We start from the raw sequence: 20,013 nt of genomic DNA, 5'->3' as shown, positions 1-20,013 counted from the left end.
ATGAGGCTTGGGAGTCGGGGAGGGGGCGCATCGCCAGTCGGGGCGCAGACACCAAGGACGAGCCCCCTCAATAGATCCAGGGCACGAACTTGCGCACCTGGCGGGCATACTCGGCATATTCGGGGTGACGCTCGGTCAGCCAGTCCTCCTCTTTGCGGGCCTTGTAGTCGAAAAAGACGAAGCCGAGGATCAGGATCAGCAGATGGGTCAGACTCAGGGTATAGAGCGTCCAGCCGAGCGCCGCGAAGAGCTGGCTGCTGTAGAGCGGATGGCGCACCCAGGCATAGATGCCGTGCTTGACCAATTGGTTGTGGTCGACCGGATAGGGCAGGGGCGTGAGATAGTCGCGGATGTGCAGCACGCCGAACCCCCCGAAGACCAGGGCAACCAGTCCAGCGCCGCCGAGCGCGATCCAGCGTACCGGCGCAAGGGCCGCCAGCACCTCGGTGGTAGCCAATGGGTTCCAGTTCGGCGCCAGGACGAAGGCGAAGAACAATAAGAATTGCAGCGCGACCAGATACTCGCCGCGATGCCCCTTAAACGCCTGTAACAGTGACATGTGAGCCTCCAATCGATTACAAAGGGCACTGGTTTGAGGAAATCCACCGCTGGGGGGTTCGCGTGCTCAAGATCGTCTCGTTCAATATCAATGGCGTTCGCGCCCGTCTGCATCAGATCGAGGCGATCAAGGCCGGGCTCGACCCCGACATCATCGCCCTCCAGGAATCCAAGGTCGCCGATACCGAGTTTCCGCTCGATTGGGCGCGCGGACTGGGCTATGACCCCCAGATCCACGGTCAAAAGGGACACTATGGTGTGGCCCTCCTGAGTCGGCAGACACCGCACAGCGTCGTCAAGGGGCTACCGAACGAGGATGGCGACGCGCAACGGCGCTTGATTCTAGGCCGTTACCGGCTCGCCGATGGTGACGAAGTCACGGTCATCAATGGCTATTTCCCGCAAGGCGAGGGTCGCGATCACCCGCTGAAGTTCCCGGCCAAGCAGCGATTCTATGCCGAGGTGCTCGATTATCTGCAGACCGCCTTTCACCCGGACCAGAACCTGGTGCTGCTTGGCGACATGAACGTCGCGCCCCTGGATCTGGATGTCGGGATCGGCGCCGACAATGCCAAACGCTGGCTACGTACCGGGAAGTGCGCCTTCCTGCCCGAGGAGCGCGCCTGGTTCCAGGCCCTGCTCGACTGGGGGCTGATCGACGCCTACCGGGCCTGTCATCCCGAGGTCAGCGACCGTTTCAGTTGGTTCGACTACCGCTCGCGCGGCTTCGAGCGCGAGCCCAAGCATGGTCTGCGGATCGACCACATCCTGATCTCACCACCCTTGTGCGCGCGCTTGATCGACGCCGGGATCGACTATGGCATCCGCGCCATGGACAAGGCCTCCGACCATTGCCCGGTGTGGATCAACCTGGATCTCCCTGGGCTAGGGCCGACTTGACGCAATCGACGAAATAATCGCCGCTGTCCTCGTCCTTGACGAGCCCGTGGATATCGGTCTCGAAGCCCGGGAAGCGGGTGTTGAACTCACGCGCAAACTGGAGATAGCGCACGATGGTGGCGTTGAAGCACTCGCCTGGGATCAGCAGCGGGATTCCGGGTGGATAGGGTGTGAGCAGGACACTGGTCACGCGCCCTTCGAGATCCTCGATCCTGACCCGTTCGATCTCGCGATGGGCCATCTTGGCGAAGGCCAAGGCCGGCTTCATGGCCGGGACGATATCGGACAGATACATATCCGTCGTCAGACGCGCGACGTCATTGGCCTTGTAGAGGCCGTGGATCGCATCGCACAGGTCGCGCAGCCCGATCTTCTCGTAGCGCGGATGGGCCTGGCTGAACTCGGGCAACACGCGCCACAGGGGCTGGTTGCGGTCGTAGTCGTGTTTGAACTGCTGGAGCTCGGTGACCAGGGTGTTCCAGCGGCCCTTGGTGATGCCGATCGTGAACATGATGAAGAACGAATAGAGCCCGGTCTTCTCGACCACGATCCCATGCTCGGCCAGATACTTGGTGACGATCGCCGCCGGGATGCCGGTCTCGGAAAACTCACCGTCTACGTTCAGACCAGGCGTGATGACCGTGGCCTTGATCGGATCGAGCATGTTGAAGCCGGGTGCCAGGTTTCCGAACCCGTGCCAGTGGTCGCCGGCGTGCAGCATCCAGTCGCCCCGATCGCCGATGCCTTCCTCGGCCAGATAGTCTGGTCCCCAGACCTTGAACCACCAATCATCGCCCAGCTCGGCTGCGACCTTGCGCATGGCGCGCCGAAAATCGAGTGCCTCCAGGATCGATTCATGAACCAGGGCCGTGCCGCCGGGCGGCTCCATCATGGCCGCCGCCACGTCACAGGAGGCGATGATGGCGTACTGCGGGCTGGTCGAGGAGTGCATCAGATAGGCCTCGATGAAGCTGTCGCGGTCCAGCCGGCGCTGCTCGGACTCCTGCACCAGGATCTGCGAGGCCTGCGAGAGTCCGGCGAGCAGCTTGTGGGTCGATTGGGTGGCGAACACCATGGACTCGCGACAGCGCGGACGGTCCTTACCGATGGCATGCATCCCGGTATAGAACTCGTGGAAGGCGGCGTGCGGCAGCCAGGCCTCGTCGAACAACAGGGTGTCGATCTCGCCGTCGAGCAGCGACTTGATGGTATCGACGTTGTAGAGCACGCCGTCATAGGTGCTCTGGGTGATGGTCAGCAGGCGCGGCTTGGCATCGATCCCCTTGGCGAAGGGATTGGCGGCGATTTTGCGCCGGATGTTCTCGGGCCTGAACTCATCGAGCGGGATCGGGCCGATGATGCCGTAATGGTTGCGCGTCGGCATCAGGAACACCGGGATGGCACCGGTCATGATGATGGCGTGCAGGATCGACTTGTGGCAGTTGCGATCCACCACCACGATGTCATCCGGGGCGACGGTCGAGTGCCAGACGATCTTGTTCGAGGTCGAGGTGCCGTTGGTGACGAAGAACAGATGGTCGCAGTTGAAGATCCGGGCGGCATTGCGCTCGGAGGCGGCGACCGGGCCTGAGTGATCGAGCAGCTGCCCGAGCTCATCGACCGCATTGCAGACATCGGCGCGCAGCATGTTCTCACCAAAGAACTGATGGAACATCTGCCCGACCGGGCTCTTGAGAAAGGCCACGCCGCCCGAGTGTCCCGGACAGTGCCAGGAATAGGAGCTGTCGGCGGCATAGTGAGTGAGCGCGCGGAAGAAGGGCGGGGCCAGGCTGTCGAGATAGACCCGTGCCTCGCGCGCTACATAGCGGGCGATGAACTCGGGTGTGTCCTCAAACATATGGATGAAACCGTGCAGCTCCTTGAGCACATCGTTCGGGATGTGGCGTGAGGTGCGGGTCTCGCCGTAGAGAAAGATCGGGATGTCCTCGTTGCGCAGCCGGACCTCCTGGACGAACTCACGCAGGCTCGCCAATGCCTCCTGGATCTCCTCGGGCGAGCCGCTGCCGAACTCCTCGTCGTCGATGGAGAGGATGAAACAGGAGGCGCGGCTCTGCTGCTGGGCGAACGAGGTCAGATCGCCATAGCTGGTGACGCCGAGCACCTCTAGCCCCTCGCTCTCGATCGCCTTGGCGAGCGCGCGAATGCTAAGGCCACTCGCGTTCTCGGAGCGGAAGTCCTCGTCGATGATGACGACTGGAAAACGGAAACGCATCGCGTGGTCCTCGATAAGTAAGGCCATGGGCGGCCCGCAGACCGCGCTGCCCTGGGCGAGATCAACGCGGTCTGGGCGCAACGGCGATCATGGGGGTGGGTGCCAGGACGGTGAGTGCCGCAGTCGAGGCGGCGATCTCGGTCTTAGGGCCGCGCGCCGCGCCCTTCAGGAAACACTGAATCAATCGCGTCTCAAGTCGCTCCCACGCAATCGATGGGTTGTAGGAGCGACCCTAGCCGCGAACAGAATGAATCAGCGTCTTCTTAAGGACGCGGCGCCGTCTGGCGTGATCTCCTTGAACTCGGTCGGAAGACCGACGCGGTCGATGATAGCGATGAAGGGTTCTGGATCCAACTCCTCACAATACCCGCACGCGTATCTGCTCTCTCCCCTTGGGGTCGATCAGATGTACGGCGCAGGCGATGCAGGGATCAAAACTATGCACGGTACGTAGGATCTCGATCGGCTGCTCGGGATCCAGAAGCGTCTGTCCCTGGAGCGCGGCCTCATAGGGGCCGCTCCGGCCTTGGGCATCGCGCGGCCCCGCGTTCCAGGTGCTCGGCACCACCGCCTGGTAATTGGCCGTCTTCCCGTCCTCGATGTGGATCCAGTGTCCCAGGGCACCGCGCGGGGCCTCCATGTGACCGACGCCACGCGCGGACCTGGGCCAGGTCTCGGGTTCCCAGAACCTCTCGTTGAAGGTCCGGACGTCCCCGGCGCGAATATTGGCCAGCAGTTGATCGAACCAACCAGCCATGGCCTCGACCATGTACTGGGTCTCCAGGGCCCGAGCGGTGGTGCGGCCCATGGTCGAATAGAGCGCCTCCAACGGCAGATCCAATTGGCGCAACGCCCCATCGACCAGCTCTTTCATCCGCGCATCCCCACTGGCATAGAGCATCAGGACACGGGCCAGTGGCCCCACCTCGACCGGCTGACCGCGCCAGCGCGGCGACTTGAGCCAGGAATACCCCCGCTCGACCTCGAGCTGCTGGTAGGGTGGTTCCGGCCCTGTGTAATCGAAGCTGGTCTCGCCACGAGAGGGATGGAGCCCCTGATCCTTACCGACCGAATAGCGATACCAGGCGTGGGTGACAAACTCCTGGATCTCGTCCTCGGCGCGCAGGTCTATCTCATGGATGCGTGAGAGGTCGCGATTCAGGATCACTCCGCCCGGCACCAGATAGGAATCGCGATCGCCGAACCCCTTGGCTGGGAAGTCGCCGTAGCAGAGGAAATTGCCGACCCCCTCGCCCCGCTCGAACCAGTCCTTGTAGAAGCCCGCGATCGCCAGGGTGTCAGGGACATAGACCTGGGTGACGAAGTCACGCATCTGGCCGATAAGCACCCGCACCCGCTCCAGACCCGGCACGTCCAGCGCGGTACCGGCCTGCCTACCGGAGTCGATGCTGATGGCGCAGGGCATACCGCCGACGACCAGATTGGGGTGCGGGTTCTTGCCGCCGAAGATGGTATGGATCTGGGCGACATCGCGCTGCCAGGCCAGTGCATCCAGATAATGGGCGACCGCCATGAGGTTGGCCTCGGGCGGTAGTCGATAGGCTGGATGCCCCCAATAGCCATTGGCGAAGATGCCCAACTGCCCGGCCGCGACGAAGCCCTTGAGCCGATCCTGGACGTCTGCGAAATAGCCGGGCGAGGACTTGGCATAGGGGCTGATGGACTGCGCCAGAGACGAGGTCGCCTTGGGATCAGCGCTCAAGGCGGATACCAGATCCACCCAGTCGAGCGCATGGAGGTGATAGAAGTGCATCACATGATCGTGCACATATTGGGCGCCGACCATGAGATTGCGGATCAGCTCGGCATTGGGCGGGATCGGATATCGGAGCGCATCCTCCACGGCGCGCACTGCCGCCAGACCATGGACCAGGGTGCAGACCCCGCAGATCCGCTGTACGAAGGCCCAGGCATCGCGTGGATCTCGGCCCTTCACGATGTTCTCGATCCCGCGCACCATGGTCCCAGAGGAGTAGGCCTGCTGGATGACACCGCCCTCCATCTGCGCCTCGATGCGCAGATGTCCTTCGATGCGGGTGATGGGGTCTACGACGATTCGATTACTCATGCCGCCGCCTCCTCGATCGGGGACTGCGCGCCCTGGGGTGCGTCATCGAGCAGATGCGCGGCGACCAGCTCGACCAGGCTCTCAACCCGTTTATTCCATTGGTTCTTGTGACGTCCGGCCTCGAAGTTGAGCCGGCAGCTCGCGCAACTGACCACCACCGCCTCGGCCCCCGTCATATCGACCTGTCGCATCTTGATCTTGAACGACTCGTCGCGCAGCCGGGTCGCCCGCTCCAGCAGGAAGATCCCTGCCCCCCCGCCGCAGCACCAGTTGAACTCCTTGTTTGCCGGAAGCTCGACGAAATCGGCCTGCATCGCCCGGAGCACGGCGCGCGGCTCATCGAAGGCCCCACCGCGACGGCCCGTCTTGCAGGGGTCGTGATAGGTGACTCGGCCCTGGAGCGGACGCAGCCGCAGCCGTCCGGCCTTGGCCTGACGGCCTAGATACTCGGACATGTACATCATCTCGAAGGGCAGGTCCTCGCCCTTGAGCGTGGGATTCCAGCGTAGGGCCGGATAGGCGTGTCCACATTCGGCGATGACCAGGGTCTTGGCCCCGATCCGTTTGGCAGCCGCCACGATGGGATCGACCTGTCTCTTCCACAGCGCCATATCACCGGACAGGAGTCCAAAATTGGCGCTCTCGAAGCCATCGCTACAGATGGTCCAATCGACCCCCAAGTGGTTCATCACCCGGGCGGTCGCCAACAGACCATTGCCATTGCCCACCAGATCCACCGCCGAGCTCAGCACCATCACCTCGGCGCGCGCCTTGTCGAGCGGGATCGCGACGCCCGCGCGTTCACGGATGGTATCGACCATCCGATGCAAGGCCTCGGCCGAGGCGCCAAACACGGTCCCCCGCTGTTTCTGTTCCATCTGGAGCGCCGCCAGCTCGGGCGGAACCAGCTCGGCCGCCACCAGGGCACTGCGCTGGTGGTGGACCAAGGAGGCGATATCGATCCCCATCGGACAGACCATGGTACAGCGCCCGCACTCGGAGCAGGAGTCGTAGACCAGCTCCTGCAGGGCCTCTAGATCCTTGAGACCGATCGGACGGGTCACCAGCCGGTACCACCAGCGGAAGGGGCCAATCTCGCGCTGATAGACCCTGCGATAGAGGTTCATCTTGCGCAGCGGGGCATATTTGGTATCGCCCGTGGCCTGGAAGTAATGACAGGCGCTGGTGCACTGACCGCACCGGATACAGCTCTCTAGCCAGACGGCCTCATCGGCATTGGTCTCGGCGATCAGGGTCGCAATGGCACGCCGGACCCGCGTCGCCTCGGGTAGCGTCGGCGTGGGCGCCATCTGGCGCAATTGACCGATCTGCCCGACCAGCCCCTGGAAGACCTGAGCGAAGCTCGGAAAGATCGGTGCCTGAACGGCGGTGCTGCTCATATCCGAACCCCCCGATGCGCATAGGCCAGGCCGCTCTGGGCACGTGAGAAGACGAACCAGAAGGCATGCATCAGCTTGCTGAACGGGAACCAAGCAAACAGCAGCGCGGCGCTCAGGATATGCAGACCGAGCATGGTCTCGTAGCGCGGCCCGATGTGGGCAAAGGTCATCAAGCCGGTGACCAGGGGCGCGGCGACCACCAACCAGGCGAAGTAATCGCCCCAGGTCGAGCAATAGACCGCGGGTTTGGTGACCCGACGCAGGATCAGCGCTAGCAGCGAGACCAAGGCGATGATCCCGACCGCCACGCCGGCCGCGTTCGGTAGCCCCGGCCAGGTCGCCCCGGTCAGGCTCTTAATGAACTCGATGTGCGGAACAATGCCGATCACCACGATCAGGGTGGCGATGTGGAAGGTATAGGCCATCACGGTCTGGTAACGGGTCGCGGTGGTGAACTCACCGCTTGGCCAGGCGCGGCTGAAGACGGTACGGTAGCCCTTAAAGTTGCCGAAGGCGTCACGCGGACGGGATAGATCGGCGCCGCGGGTCAGGATGAGCACGCCGAGCAGCCGCCAGATGGTACCGGCGGCGAAAATGATGAGCGACCAGTGAATCGCCGGCCCTCGCGCGAAATCCAGGAGCGTCATAGGGTTTGAGTCCTCCAGGTTGGCTGTGCAATATCAATGATCGATACAGTCCTTCGTGCGGGCCTTTGAGTGAAGCGCTGAATAACCCCCTCTCCCAGAGTGAGAATAAATCAGCGCTTCAAGGCATCTGGGTCGTCGCCATGGAGCCTGGCCTCTGTCTTGTGCTTCTTGCTGCGCGCCAGCAATGCCGCCCCCGCCCCAACGGCAACCCCCAGCCCAGCGGCCAGGGTGATACTTGGCCCATAGCCGAACTGTCCCATGGGCACCGACTCGTAGATCCCGCCCTTGTCCCAGAAATTCGGCTCCGAGCAGCCGATGCAGCCGTGTCCAGACTGGATCGGAAAGCTCACACCCTGATTCCACTTGACATGGGCGCAGGCGTTGTAGGTCAAGGGCGCCTTGCAGCCGAGCTTGTAGAGACACCAACCCTTGCGTGCGCCCTCGTCGTCGAAGGTCTCGGCGAACAATCCGCGGTCGTAGAAAGGCCGGCGATAGCAGCGGTCATGGATGTTCTCCCCAAAGAAGGCCAGCGGACGCCCCAGCGGGTCCAAAGGAGGGAGCGCGCCCATGGTCAGGTAGTACGCGATCACGCCTGTGATCGCCAACGGGATGGGTGGGCAGCCGGGAATGTTGACGATCGGACGATCGTCGATCACCTCTGCGACCGAGAGTGCCTGGGTGGGATTGGGGGCGGCCTTGGGCAACCCCCCATAGGCCGAGCAGGTGCCCACGGCGAGGATGGCAGCCGCTCCCGCCGCCGTTTCGCGCAACATGTCCAGGTTGCTGATCCCAGCAATGGTCGAATAGCCCTTGACCCTGGGGATGGATCCATCGACCAGGACCAAATAGTTGCCGGCATGCGCATGCATCGCCTCCTCACGCGCGCGCTCGGCCGCCGCCCCCGAGGCGGCCTGTAGGGTGTGGTGATAATCGAGCGAGATGAAGTCGAACATCAACGATTCGATCGAGGGGGCATGTGAGCGCAGGAGCGATTCGGTGCATCCGGTGCACTCCTGGAAGGACAGCCAGATCGCCGACGGACGACTGGCCTGCTCCAGGGTCTCGGCCATCACCGATACCATCCCGGTCGGGATGGCCATCGTCGAGGCCAGGGTCGAGCAGAATTTGAGAAAGGCGCGTCGAGTCACGCCTTGGCTACGCAAGAAACCACCCAGGGTCATGCCTGTGGCCATTGCATCCTCCTGCATCTGTCGTTGTATGGCGCCTCGACCCGAGCCACTCTCAGGCCCTACGGCGTCTTGTCGTACCCGTGACCCAGACACATGGTTGCGAGACCGCCCAGGCCATTCGTCTGATACCGCAATCGATGTCGACGGCGAATCACATATACATCCTGGTTCATTGCTCGAAAAGGCCTAGGTCCTGTTGTACGCAAAATATTAAGCCTGCAATGGCAAAAATGTCATTTGATCCAAATCAAAGAAACGCTAAATAGTCCCGCCTTTCGACAAATATAAGCAATCCATCATGGCAATCTACGTATGTTGCTAAGTCATTGAGATAAAATAATTTTATAATTAAATTCTCAATTGACATTCATGCAGTTCTGCGATTTGGGATTCGGAATTGATGCAGGATTTCGAGATACAGACCTGAATCCATAGCCCGGACTAACCTTGCCATTTTATTAATAAGAGGCCATGGCATGATTTTTACCACAGCACTCGTTTTTACCGCTTACTGAGGACACCTTTGCTGGTGTGATTCGCAGCCTTGTGACCCCCAATGGGATGGCAAAAGGGGATGGGCGCTTTATTAAGCCTACCCTTAAACAGGCCGGGTTCATCTGGAGTAGGGAGTCCCAAGCGCGGGCAATCAGCCGCTTAAAGCCAAGGCCAGGACTGGACCGACCTTGGCGTTGCCCCAAAAGAACAGGGAAGGTATTTGGTGGCCGGATTAATAGGGGATGCGTAAAGATCCATCCATGGATGTTTTCAGCTCGCCTCGTCCTGGTATCGGACCGGGGCGGGCCTTCCGGATCAAGGGCTTAGCAAAGGCACGACCAGGGTCGAAGAGACACTGACGGGTATGCACCCTGCGCTGGGCAGCTCGGTGCCTGATCCCTTACAGTACCCTCTCGAGAGGGTGGGGGATGACAGGATGGGCAAAGGGTTGGTGCTTAAATTATCTATTCGAATCAAAATTTTAGATCCAAACACCTGGGGCAGGGCATGGATTTAGGAGAAGGTCGGAGGTCTGGGGTATGTTGGTCGTGAAACGACCGGTCCCGACGACAGGCGCCTTGCTTGTGTGGCAGGAGAGGCCGGGACATTGGCGCCCAGACTCGAGTGCGACTGGGCGCCGTGAGGCAAGGTATGTCGAACTGGTGGATCGAATCAGACTAGCCAGGCATACACCAACAGCAGCGGGGCTGTGATGACGAGGGCGATCGAAATCAGTTCGCTGAGGGTCAGTTCAGTGAGAAGATGGAGGTATTTCATTGTGGGTACCAAAGGGCTGGGCCTAAAACTCAACCGGATCGGATCGATACCTGGCTGTTTGGGTCTCGATCACAACGATCGCGGACAAGATCCGGTTCCCGTGGCTTAAGGGTCAAGCCATGAATTCAAATATTACTATATTTTAATATTTTGGTCAATGCACGTGCCCGTTCCGTCCATCCGGATCACGCGAACGAGGGCAACGCCTCGATGATGCAGGGTGGAGACCACCGCATGGCGTCCATGCGCCATGCGGGAAGGGAGAGGTGCAGGCCATCGAGCCTAGTGAAACGCTGATTTACCAGTCCCCGGACCAGGCACAATCGTGCTGATGCGTCCAGCCCGAAGACAACCGCCCAGGCCGACCCAGAAGAGCTTTTCCAAGATCGAGGACGCGCTTACGACAGTCAGGGCATCCGCCACAAAGAACAAAAGCGGTGAACACGATCCCGAGATGCAATAAACGCGCTATCGGGGGTTGAATCGGGTAGGCATTTGTTCAGCGCTTCATTAAACGATCAACGGGGTTTGGGGGCCACGGCGATCATGGGATTGGCCGCCGAGACGGTGACGGTTACGGTGGACGCGGCGATCTCGGTCTCCAGATCGCGCACCGTGCCATCGAAGGACGCGGCACTGCCCGGTTCGATCTCCTTGACCTCGGTCGGCAGACCCATCCGATCGAGGAGGGCGATGAAGGGCTCAGGGTCTAGTTCCTCGACATTGACCATGGTTCGGACGTCCCAGGTTCCATCCGCGATCAGCATGGCGGCGGCGACCGGTGGCACGCCGGCGGTGTAGCTAATCGCCTGAGACTCGACCTCCTCATAGCAAGCCTTGTGATCCGAGACCTGATAGATGAAGACCTCGCGCGGACGGCCATCCTTGATGCCCTTGACGAAGTTACCGATGCAGGTCTTGCCGGTGTAGTTGGGGGCTAGGGTCTTGGGATCGGGTAAGAGCGCCTTGACCACCTTGAGTGGGACCACCTCTTGGCCGTTGGCGAGCCTGACCGGCAGATGCGACAGGAAGCCGAGCGTGCGCAGCACGGTGAAGACATTGATGTAGTGGTCACCAAAGCCCATCCAAAAGCGGATACTGTCGGCGTCGATGTTCTTCGACAGCGAGTGCAGCTCATCATGGCCATTGAGGTAGATGGGCGAGGGACCGACCACCGGTAGGTCATAGACACGCTTGACCGTGTGGGTCGGGTACTCCTTCCATTGACGATCGATCCAGGTCCAGACCTTGACGAACTCGCGGAAGTTGATCTCGGGGTCAAAGTTGGTGGCGAAATACTTGCCGTGGCTGCCGGCGTTGACATCGATGATGTCGATGGTCTGGATCTGGTCGAAATACCGCTTGACCGCCAGGGCGCAATAGGCGTTGACCACGCCCGGATCGAAGCCGGCGCCGAGGATCGCGGTCACGCCCTTCTCGGTGCAGCGATCCTTGCGCTTCCACTCATAGTTGGCATACCAGGGCGGGGTCTCGCACACCTTATCCGGCTCCTCATGGATGGCGGTGTCGATATAGGCCACGCCGGTCTCGAGACAGGCCTCCAGGATCGACATATTGAGAAAGGCCTGACCGAGGTTGATCACGATCTCGGAGTTGGTCTCACGGATCAGCCTGACCGTCGCCGGGATGTCGAGCGCATCGATCTGGCGCGAATAGAGCCTCTTGGATGGATCCTTGAGATGGCCCTTGCGTTGGATGCTCGCGATGATGTCATCGCACTTGGACTGGGTGCGCGAGGCGATGCAGATGTCGCCCAGTAGCTCGTTGTTCATCGCCGCCTTGTGCGCGGCCACATGTGCGACGCCCCCGGCGCCGATGATCAGCACGTTTTTCTTCATGGGGTTCTCTGTTGGACGTTGCTGTGGTTTGAAAAATAGCTCGGAAGACAGCGGATTTGCGACTCACCGCTCGACATTGGCACGCATCAAGGCCCCCGCGGGAGATGGATCCTTCAGGACAGACTGCGCTTGAAGTCCTCATATCCGAATGTGCGCACGCATTCCACTTGGCCATCGAGTCGGCGTACCACGATCGCCGGCATGCTGACACCATTGAACCAGTTGACCTGGACCATGGTATAGCCACCGGCATCGGCAATGCGTACCTCGTCACCGATCTGCAAGGGGCAAGCGAGCTTGAAGTCGCCGAAGACGTCACCCGCCAGACAAGTGCGCCCGGCGATCATCATCCGATGCTCGCCGGGCGGCGGGCTGGCGAGCCGTGGGTTGGTGCGATAGATGAGATGGTCGAGCATGTGCGCCTCCAGTGAGGCGTCGACGATGGCGATATCGATCTCGTTGTGCACCACATCGAGCACTGTGGTCACGAGTTCGGTGCTCTGGGTCACGGCAGCCTCGCCCGGCTCCAGATAGACCTGGATGTCGAAGGACTGGCCGAAGGTGCGCAGGGCCTCGCAGAAGGTCTCCAGTGGGTATCCCTCTTGGGTGAAAGAGAGCCCGCCGCCGAGACTCACCCACTCCATGCGATGCAGGAGTTCGCCATATTCCCGTCCGATGGTCGCGAGTGCGGCCCGAAAGTGCTCGATATCCGCGTTCTCACAGTTGAAATGGAACATCAGGCCCTTGATCCAAGGCAGGGCCTCGCTGATCTCCGCCTTGTTGCGGACACCCAGACGCGAATAACGCCGCGCCGGATCGGCGAGATCGAAGCGCGAGTAGCTGATCCCCGGATTGACCCGCAATCCCAGATTCAGGCCCGCGACCTCTGGGTAAAACTGCCGTAGCTGAGACACCGAGTTGAAGATGAGCTTGTCGGCGAACTCGCGGACCGCCAGCACCTCAGCGCGCGAAAAGCCGACGCTATAGGCATGGGTCTCGCCACCGAACTCTTCATGGCCCAGACGCGCCTCGTAGAGCGAGCTGCTGGTAGTACCGTCCATATACTGGCGCATTAGATCGAATACGCACCAGGTCGAGAAACACTTAAGCGCCAGCACCGACTTGGCCCCAGATCGCTCGCGCACCTGCCGAATGATTTCGAGGTTGCGCTTGAGCCGAGATTCGTCGATCAGATAATACGGTGTGGCTAGTTCTGTCATGCTATGCAAACTCGTGGTGGCGGGGAGATGGCGCACGCTCGGGTCGCAAAACGCGGCTATGGGCTTGAGATCGCCGTGGTCGAGACTCTAAAGGCCGCGCATGACGCCTTGATGACAGTCGCGGCCGAGCGACTGCGCATGATGGGCATCAGCGGCCTGAGCGTCAAGAATTAGCACTCACCTTGACAGAGTGCTAATCAATGCCTATATTCTATGCAAGCGATCGCCCCTCGGGGGGTCGCCCAACCGGCGGTTCGTTATGAACGCCAACTGTTGTCCATATTGCTCTCATGTGGAGGATATGTCATGACGACGCTCGACTTTTCACCGCTGTTTCGCTCCATGATCGGCTTTGAGCGTCTGGCCAATGCGCTGGAGACGGCCTATCGCACCGAGCCGGGTGGCTATCCACCCTACAACGTCGAGCTACTCGACGAAAATCGCTATCGCATCACGCTTGCGGTGGCCGGCTTCACCGAGGCCGAGCTGAACATCGAGGTCAAGGAGAATCTGCTCACCATCGCTGGGCAGCGTCAGACGACCGAGAGCGAGGGTAACTTCCTCTATCGCGGTATCGCCAACCGCGCCTTCGAGCGCCGCTTCCAGCTCGCCGACTATGTGAAGGTGGTGGAGGCGCGGCTAGAGAATGGTCTGCTGCACATCGACCTGGTGCGTGAGGTGCCCGAGGCGATGAGGCCGCGGCGCATCGAGATCCGTAGTGCGGGCACTGCGCCGGCCATCGAGCACGAGGCGGCCAAGGCGGCTTGAGCTTGGACCGCTGACCCGCACGACGGCTGACCGCTGATCCGTCGAGCCAGAGGGGCCGGGGGCGTTCCCCGGCCTTTTTGCGTGTGCGCCCGGCACGGGCGCACTCTTGTGGGTGAAAGTCCCACCGTAAGTTGATCACGACGAACGAAGCGAAGCGCAACTGCATGAGGGCGAGCGAGTGTGGGGAGGAGGCGTGGAGCGAAGCTGCGAGCCTTGGACCACGAACCGGATAGAAGGCGCTGCCGAGCAGGGCGGGCGTCGCGCACGGTGAAGCCGGGCGTGATCCTGTCAGCGACGAAGCGACCAGCCCGCGACGGGACACCGAGAGCACAGGGTCGGGACTGCTGCAAGCGGTCTTGGCGAGAGAGAACCTGCGGCAAGCGTGGAAACGCGTCAAAGCCAACAAAGGCGCAGCGGGCGTGGATGGGCTGGACATTGACCAGACCGCCCGGCAACTGGTGACGGCGTGGCCATTGATTCGGGAACAACGGCTGCCGGGGAGGTAGCGGCCCAGACCGGTACGACGGGTAACGATCCCGAAGCCAGACGGCGGCGAGCGCGAGCTTGGCCTCCCGACGGTCACGGATCGGCTGATCCAGCAAGCACTGCTGCAAGTGCTGCAACCGCTACTTGACCCCAGCTTCAGCGAACACAGCTACGGCTTCCGACCGGGCCGACGCGCCCACGACGCGAGACGGGCGGCGCAGGGCTATATATCCAAACCGGCCGCAGGATCGTGGTTTAAGGTACTGGAGAAGCACGTCCATTGCTTTTCAACTCAAGCAATGGCGGCGAGGTAGCACGATCTACCGGGAACTGATCAACCTCGGAGCCGCCGAACAGGTGGCAAAGCGAGTGGCAGGCAACTCCCGCTGCGGGTGGAGGAACAGCGCAGGGGAACTCAACCGGGTGCTCACCATTGCCTACTTCGACAAACTCGGCCTGCCCCGTCTCTCATGACCTCAACTTCTCGAACCGCCCGGTGCGGACCCGCATGCCGGGTGGTGTGGGAGGGGCCCGGTCAGGTATCCTGACCGCCCCTATCCCGATTTTCTGTTTGGTTACAGCCGGGCCTGCAGGTCACTGATCCCGGTGCCGTTTCGGGAACGTCGGGACGTCCGGACAGCGTTCGCGATCAATTCGCGATCAATCGGCCAGTGGGACGAGGATCTCGTTGCGTCGAAACATCGGCAACGAGAACGGAGAATTGTAGCGTGCATAGACCGAAGCGCCGCGCGGCTTTAGTCCATCGCGTTGCAAGGCATGCAGCAAACGCCGCTCCTCATCACGATAGCGTGCCTCGCTCCAGGAACCGGAATAGCGGCGCGCGGCCACACGGCTTGCTGGTTCCACGCGCAGCACGATACGCGGGTTGTTAGGCCGGGGCAGTGTCTCCAGGCTGAAACGCTCCGGCATCACGAAACTCACGACGTAGGTTTCGGTGCCGGCCTCGGTCTGGTGCTGGGTAACAGGGGCTGTCATCTCCAGGCGCGTGCCGACCGCGGCCGGACGCTGGCTGACCGGGGCGGTCATCTCGATCTTGAGCCCACCCTGGTTGTCGCCGAAGATGTAGCCGGCCAGGATCCTGAAGGCTTCTGATCCGACCTTCTCGAAGTCGCCCCGCACCTCGACCTCGGCGACCCGATAGGGTTCGTAGCGGCGCAGCTCATAGTCTGCGGTCGTCTGAAGTGTTTGATAGCGTGGTTCCTCAGTGGCCATTGCAAGGGCTCCTGAAAGCAGCAGGACGGCGCCGAGCCAGACGCGGGTCGTCCAAGTCGTGGATAGGGTCATGATCAAATGGTTCCGGGTCGATTGTCCTTGGGGTATCGGGGCTCATGCCTGCCATGATGGGGGCGGAACATCAAAAAAACCCGGCGGGGTGCGCCGGGTCGAAAGGTCTCTCGTAGAAGAGAGACGAGGAGGACAACGTGACCTGGCGCTTGCCAGGGAGTATTGGTGTGTTGCCAGAGTCCCATCTGTGACGATGGCTGAAAGTTTAGATGATTTTCGGCGATTGCAATGGGTCCAACAAATATTTTTATCGGGTCAGCCCAACCGCTTTCATTCGGGTGCGTTTCTTTTGTCCCATATTTCAAGAGGTCAGGCTCCATTAGGTCACGACATCCGGCGTGGTGCGTCCGGTGCGGGTCTCGATCTGGGCCAGTTCGCGCGCGATGAGGATGAGCGGACGCATCGCCTCTTGGGTGTCGGTGTGGTGCCGCGCGGGGTCCGGCTCAAAATATTCGAGATAGACCCGTAGCGTGGCCCCGGAGGTACCGGTGCCCGAGAGCCGATAGACGATGCGCGCGCCGCTCGCAAAGCCGATGCGGATACCCTGACGCTCGGAGAGGCTTCCGTCGATGGGGTCGGTATAGGCAAAATCATCGGCATAGCTCACGGTCTCTGCGCCGAGTCGACGTCCTGGTAGCTCGGGCAGCAGACGGCGCAGATGGTCGACCAGGCCCTCGGCGGCCTCTAGATCCACGCCTTCATAGTCGTGCCGGGTGTAGAAGTTCCGCCCGAACCGACGCCAGTGGTCGGTGAGGATCTCGGCGACCGACTGTTGCCGCACCGCCACCAGATTGAGCCAGAACAGCACCGCCCACAGCCCGTCCTTCTCGCGCACATGGTCCGAGCCGGTGCCAAAGCTCTCCTCGCCGCAGAGCGTGATGCGTCCGGCATCGAGCAGATTGCCGAAGAACTTCCAACCGGTGGGCGTCTCGAAGCACTCGATCCCCAAGAAGTCCGCGACCCGATTGGCCGCTTGACTGGTCGGCATCGAGCGTGCGATCCCGCGGATGCCCTGCCGATAGCCCGGCAGCAGATGGGCATTGGCGGCAAGGATGGCGAGACTGTCGCTCGGGGTGACGAAGCAGTCGCGCCCGAGGATCATATTACGATCGCCGTCGCCATCGGAGGCTGCACCGAAGTCGAGTCCGTCTGACCCCTTGGTTAGGGCGACTAGTTCCTGGGCATGGGCAAGGTTAGGGTCGGGATGACCGCCGCCGAAGTCTTCCAGCGGCACGCCATTCATCACGGTGCCGGGTGTCGCGCCGAGCCGGTTCTCCAGGATCTCGAGCGCATAGGGGCCGGTGATGGCGTGCATGGCGTCGAAACGCATCCGGAAGTGGCCGGAGTTGAAGAGCTGATGGATGGCATCGAAGTCGAACAGGGTCTCCATCAGGTCGGCGTAGTCGCGCACCGGGTCGATGATCTCGATCTTGGTCGCGCCGAGTGTGAAGGTATCGAGCCGGTCGAGATCGAGCGGCGGGGTGTCGAGCGTCAGATAGCGGTCGATGGTCTTCGTCCGTTCGAAGATCGCCTCGGTCACCGATTCAGGTGCAGGTCCGCCGTTGGCCGCATTGAACTTGATGCCGAAGTCTTGGTCGGGGCCACCAGGGTTGTGGCTGGCCGAGAGCACGATGCCGCCTTGGGCCTTGTATTTGCGGATCACACAGGAGACGGCCGGGGTCGAGAACAGCCCCCCGCGCCCAACGATGAGCCGCCGCACCCCATTGGCCGCGGCCAGTCGCAGGATGACCTGGATCGACTCGCGATTGAAATAGCGCCCATCGCCACCGATGACCAGTGTACCGCCCTGGAGTTCGGGCTGGGTGTCAAAGATCGACTGGACGAAGTTCTCCAGATAGCCTGGCTGTTGGAAGACCCTGACCTTCTTGCGCAACCCCGAGGTTCCGGGACGCTGACCCTCGAATGGCGTGGTGGCGATGCGGAGCGTTTCCATCTTCAAACCCTTGAATTGTGGTTAAATCGACTTCACTGAGCGGCCAGCGCGCAGCGGCGGGACGGCCGCGAGGAGAACGGGGCGATGCCGACGTCAGCGAGCATTGTATCCCCCGGCCCTAGGCGACACTAAGCAGCGCGCGACAATTCGCGCCCATCTCCTAACATTTCCTCCATTCACAGCAAGGTAAGTATCCAAAGATGACAGTCGAAGCGCATAAGGAAACACTAGAGTTCAAGGCCGAGGTGAGCCAGGTGCTGGATCTGGTGATCCGCTCGCTTTACTCGAACAAGGAGATCTTTCTGCGCGAACTGGTCTCCAATGCCTCGGATGCAGCCGAAAAGCTCCGGTTCGAGGCCTTAAGCGACGATGGGCTCTACGAGGGCGACTCGGACCTGCGCATCCGGATCCTGGTCGATCGTGATGCCGGTACCATCACCGTCTCGGACAACGGCATCGGGCTGAGCCGCAACGAGGTGATCGAGACCATCGGCAGCATTGCGAGTTCCGGCACCCGCCGCTTCATCGAGAGCCTGTCGGGCGATCAGGCCAAGGACAGCGCGCTCATCGGCCAATTCGGTGTCGGCTTCTATTCGGCCTTTATCGTCGCCGATAAGGTGACGCTGGTTTCACGTCGTGCCGGACTCGGTGCCGAACATGGTGTGCGCTGGGAGTCCGACGGACGCGGCAGCTACACGCTCGAAACGGTCGAGAAGGCCGGTCGCGGGACCGACGTCATCCTGCATCTCAAGGAAGACGAGAAGGAGTTCCTGGAACCTTGGCGGCTGCGCTCGATCATCAGTAAGTTCTCCGACCATATCGCCATCCCGATCGAGATGGCCAAGGAGTACTACGGCGAGGAGGCCGAGAAAAGGAAGGGCGCGCCGCCCGAGTTCGAGCAGGTCAATCGTGGCACGGCGCTCTGGATGCGCAACAAGTCGGAGATCACCGAGGAGGAGTATCACGCGTTCTACAAGCACATCGCCCATGACTTTCAGCCGCCGCTGGCCTATGTCCACAACCGGGTCGAGGGCACCAACGAATACACCGCGCTCCTCTATATCCCCAGCAAGGCCCCCTGGGATCTGTGGGATCGCGACCAAAGGCACGGCGTCAAGCTCTATGTGCGTCGCGTCTTCATCATGGACGAGGCCGACAAGCTGATGCCGCACTATCTGCGCTTCGTCAAGGGGATCGTCGATGCCGATGACCTGCCCCTGAACGTCTCGCGCGAGATCCTCCAGCACAACCGCAAGATCGACACCATCCGTCAGGCCAACACCAAGCGTATCCTGGGTCTGCTCGAGACCCTGGCCAAGGACGAGCCCGAGAAGTACGCGACCTTCTGGGACGAGTTCGGCAAGGTGCTGAAGGAAGGCCCGGCCGAGGACTTCGCCAACAAAGAACGCATCGCCGGGCTCTTGCGCTTCTCGACTACCCATAGCGAGGGCAGCGCGCAACGCGAATCGCTCGATGCCTATCTCGAGCGCATGAAGGAAGGCCAGGACAAGATCTACTACATCACCGCCGACAGCCCGGCGGCAGCGCGTCATAGCCCCCATCTGGAGGTCTTCCGCAAGAAGGGGATCGAGGTGTTGCTGCTCTCCGATCGGGTCGATGAGTGGCTGGTCAGCCATCTCTACGAGTACAAGGGCAAACAGCTCCAGTCGGTCGCCAAGGGGGATCTGGACCTGGGCGAGCTGGCCGACAAGGAGGAGAAGGCGGTCCAGGAGCGGGCCGCAACCGAGCACAGGCCGCTCCTGGAACGTCTGAAGACCGCGCTCGGCGAACGGGTCAAGGAGGTACGCCCCAGTACCCGTCTGGTCGAGTCGCCGGCCTGTTTGGTGGTCGGCGCCGACGACATGAGCACCAACCTGGCACGCGTGCTCAAGGCCGTGGGTCAGAGTGCGCCTGAGACCAAGCCGATCTTGGAGATCAATCTGGAACATCCGCTGGTGCGGCGTCTGGAGTCCGAGTCGGATGAGGGGCGCTTTAATGACCTGGCCTCGATCCTGTTCGATCAGGCGCAGTTGGCCGAGGGCGGTCAGCTCGAGGATCCGGCGGCCTTTGTTGGGCGTCTCAACAAGCTGATGCTCAACATGATGCTGGCCGGCGGCTGATCCCATGACCAG

The 20,013-nt window shown here is 61.5% G+C and carries 15 protein-coding genes; 5 read left to right on the top strand and 10 right to left on the bottom strand.

Annotated features, from left to right (window positions below; genetic code table 11):
• Positions 1-67: 67 nt before the first annotated feature.
• Positions 68-559, bottom strand: coding sequence for a methyltransferase family protein (locus tag E6P07_RS08225; RefSeq protein ID WP_153975163.1), 492 nt, complete (start codon positions 557-559; stop codon positions 68-70).
• 62 nt (positions 560-621) lie between these two features.
• Here E6P07_RS08225 and xthA point away from each other — a divergent pair, with 62 nt between their 5' ends.
• Positions 622-1,458 carry an exodeoxyribonuclease III gene (xthA, locus tag E6P07_RS08220; protein WP_153975162.1) on the top strand — a complete coding sequence of 279 codons (837 nt, stop codon included), beginning with the start codon at positions 622-624 and terminating at the stop codon, positions 1,456-1,458.
• On the opposite strand, the gene E6P07_RS08215 is transcribed toward xthA, so the two are convergent.
• The 7 genes from E6P07_RS08215 to nspC all read right to left on the bottom strand — a co-directional run bounded on the left by E6P07_RS08215 (position 1,424) and on the right by nspC (position 13,368).
• The gene (locus E6P07_RS08215) at positions 1,424-3,691 is read right to left on the bottom strand and encodes an arginine/lysine/ornithine decarboxylase (RefSeq protein ID WP_153975161.1); all 2,268 of its coding nucleotides are present in this window, start codon (positions 3,689-3,691) and stop codon (positions 1,424-1,426) included. The two genes, xthA and E6P07_RS08215, sit on opposite strands and share 35 nt — an antisense overlap.
• 358 nt (positions 3,692-4,049) lie before the next feature.
• A complete protein-coding gene (locus E6P07_RS08210; protein WP_153975160.1) occupies positions 4,050-5,780 on the bottom strand; it encodes a nickel-dependent hydrogenase large subunit in 1,731 nt (576 codons plus the stop codon).
• Positions 5,777-7,180, bottom strand: coding sequence for a (Fe-S)-binding protein (locus tag E6P07_RS08205; protein WP_153975159.1), 1,404 nt, complete (start codon positions 7,178-7,180; stop codon positions 5,777-5,779). Before E6P07_RS08205 ends, E6P07_RS08210 begins: the two co-directional genes overlap by 4 nt.
• Entirely contained in the window at positions 7,177-7,827 is a 651-nt protein-coding gene (locus E6P07_RS08200) for a respiratory nitrate reductase subunit gamma (protein WP_153975158.1), read from the bottom strand. Before E6P07_RS08200 ends, E6P07_RS08205 begins: the two co-directional genes overlap by 4 nt.
• 110 nt (positions 7,828-7,937) lie before the next feature.
• The gene (locus tag E6P07_RS08195; RefSeq protein ID WP_153975157.1) at positions 7,938-9,020 is read right to left on the bottom strand and encodes a hydrogenase small subunit; all 1,083 of its coding nucleotides are present in this window, start codon (positions 9,018-9,020) and stop codon (positions 7,938-7,940) included.
• A gap of 1,787 nt (positions 9,021-10,807) precedes the next feature.
• Positions 10,808-12,148 carry a saccharopine dehydrogenase family protein gene (locus E6P07_RS08190; RefSeq protein WP_153975156.1) on the bottom strand — a complete coding sequence of 447 codons (1,341 nt, stop codon included), beginning with the start codon at positions 12,146-12,148 and terminating at the stop codon, positions 10,808-10,810.
• Between the two features lie 113 nt (positions 12,149-12,261).
• Positions 12,262-13,368 (bottom strand): carboxynorspermidine decarboxylase, encoded by a 1,107-nt coding sequence (nspC, locus tag E6P07_RS08185; protein ID WP_153975155.1) that lies wholly within the window; start codon positions 13,366-13,368, stop codon positions 12,262-12,264.
• A 3-nt stretch (positions 13,369-13,371) separates the two neighbouring features.
• Here nspC and E6P07_RS08180 point away from each other — a divergent pair, with 3 nt between their 5' ends.
• The 3 genes from E6P07_RS08180 to E6P07_RS13920 all read left to right on the top strand — a co-directional run bounded on the left by E6P07_RS08180 (position 13,372) and on the right by E6P07_RS13920 (position 14,936).
• Positions 13,372-13,542 (top strand): hypothetical protein, encoded by a 171-nt coding sequence (locus tag E6P07_RS08180; RefSeq protein ID WP_153975154.1) that lies wholly within the window; start codon positions 13,372-13,374, stop codon positions 13,540-13,542.
• A 132-nt stretch (positions 13,543-13,674) separates the two neighbouring features.
• Complete coding sequence (locus tag E6P07_RS08175) at positions 13,675-14,136, top strand: Hsp20 family protein (protein WP_153975153.1); 462 nt, start codon at positions 13,675-13,677, stop codon at positions 14,134-14,136.
• A gap of 533 nt (positions 14,137-14,669) precedes the next feature.
• Positions 14,670-14,936, top strand: coding sequence for a reverse transcriptase domain-containing protein (locus E6P07_RS13920; protein ID WP_343031250.1), 267 nt, complete (start codon positions 14,670-14,672; stop codon positions 14,934-14,936).
• A gap of 346 nt (positions 14,937-15,282) precedes the next feature.
• Here the strand turns inward: E6P07_RS13920 and E6P07_RS08165 are convergent, their stop codons facing one another.
• Positions 15,283-15,855: an SOUL family heme-binding protein gene (locus E6P07_RS08165; RefSeq protein WP_246172790.1), complete on the bottom strand. Its 573-nt coding sequence runs from the start codon at positions 15,853-15,855 to the stop codon at positions 15,283-15,285.
• A 391-nt stretch (positions 15,856-16,246) separates the two neighbouring features.
• Positions 16,247-17,881: an alpha-D-glucose phosphate-specific phosphoglucomutase gene (locus E6P07_RS08160; protein ID WP_153975151.1), complete on the bottom strand. Its 1,635-nt coding sequence runs from the start codon at positions 17,879-17,881 to the stop codon at positions 16,247-16,249.
• 200 nt (positions 17,882-18,081) lie between these two features.
• Here E6P07_RS08160 and htpG point away from each other — a divergent pair, with 200 nt between their 5' ends.
• Positions 18,082-20,001 carry a molecular chaperone HtpG gene (gene htpG, locus E6P07_RS08155; protein ID WP_153975150.1) on the top strand — a complete coding sequence of 640 codons (1,920 nt, stop codon included), beginning with the start codon at positions 18,082-18,084 and terminating at the stop codon, positions 19,999-20,001.
• The last annotated feature ends 12 nt before the right edge of the window (positions 20,002-20,013 follow it).

The sequence above is a fragment of the Thermochromatium tepidum ATCC 43061 genome (genome assembly GCF_009664085.1).
GTDB lineage: Bacteria > Pseudomonadota > Gammaproteobacteria > Chromatiales > Chromatiaceae > Thermochromatium > Thermochromatium tepidum.
This window is presented reverse-complemented; position numbering and strand designations above follow the sequence as displayed.

Excerpts from the sequence above, each read along its gene's own strand:
- E6P07_RS08225 (WP_153975163.1), bottom strand. The coding sequence starts at position 559 with ATGTCACTGTTACAGGCGTTTAAGGGGCATCGCGGCGAGTATCTGGTC.
- E6P07_RS08215 (WP_153975161.1), bottom strand. The coding sequence starts at position 3,691 with ATGCGTTTCCGTTTTCCAGTCGTCATCATCGACGAGGACTTCCGCTCC.
- E6P07_RS08210 (WP_153975160.1), bottom strand. The coding sequence starts at position 5,780 with ATGAGTAATCGAATCGTCGTAGACCCCATCACCCGCATCGAAGGACAT.
- E6P07_RS08205 (WP_153975159.1), bottom strand. The coding sequence starts at position 7,180 with ATGAGCAGCACCGCCGTTCAGGCACCGATCTTTCCGAGCTTCGCTCAG.
- E6P07_RS08200 (WP_153975158.1), bottom strand. The coding sequence starts at position 7,827 with ATGACGCTCCTGGATTTCGCGCGAGGGCCGGCGATTCACTGGTCGCTC.
- E6P07_RS08195 (WP_153975157.1), bottom strand. The coding sequence starts at position 9,020 with ATGGCCACAGGCATGACCCTGGGTGGTTTCTTGCGTAGCCAAGGCGTG.
- E6P07_RS08190 (WP_153975156.1), bottom strand. The coding sequence starts at position 12,148 with ATGAAGAAAAACGTGCTGATCATCGGCGCCGGGGGCGTCGCACATGTG.
- nspC (WP_153975155.1), bottom strand. The coding sequence starts at position 13,368 with ATGACAGAACTAGCCACACCGTATTATCTGATCGACGAATCTCGGCTC.
- E6P07_RS08180 (WP_153975154.1), top strand. The coding sequence starts at position 13,372 with ATGCAAACTCGTGGTGGCGGGGAGATGGCGCACGCTCGGGTCGCAAAA.
- E6P07_RS08175 (WP_153975153.1), top strand. The coding sequence starts at position 13,675 with ATGACGACGCTCGACTTTTCACCGCTGTTTCGCTCCATGATCGGCTTT.
- E6P07_RS08165 (WP_246172790.1), bottom strand. The coding sequence starts at position 15,855 with ATGGCCACTGAGGAACCACGCTATCAAACACTTCAGACGACCGCAGAC.
- E6P07_RS08160 (WP_153975151.1), bottom strand. The coding sequence starts at position 17,881 with ATGGAAACGCTCCGCATCGCCACCACGCCATTCGAGGGTCAGCGTCCC.
- htpG (WP_153975150.1), top strand. The coding sequence starts at position 18,082 with ATGACAGTCGAAGCGCATAAGGAAACACTAGAGTTCAAGGCCGAGGTG.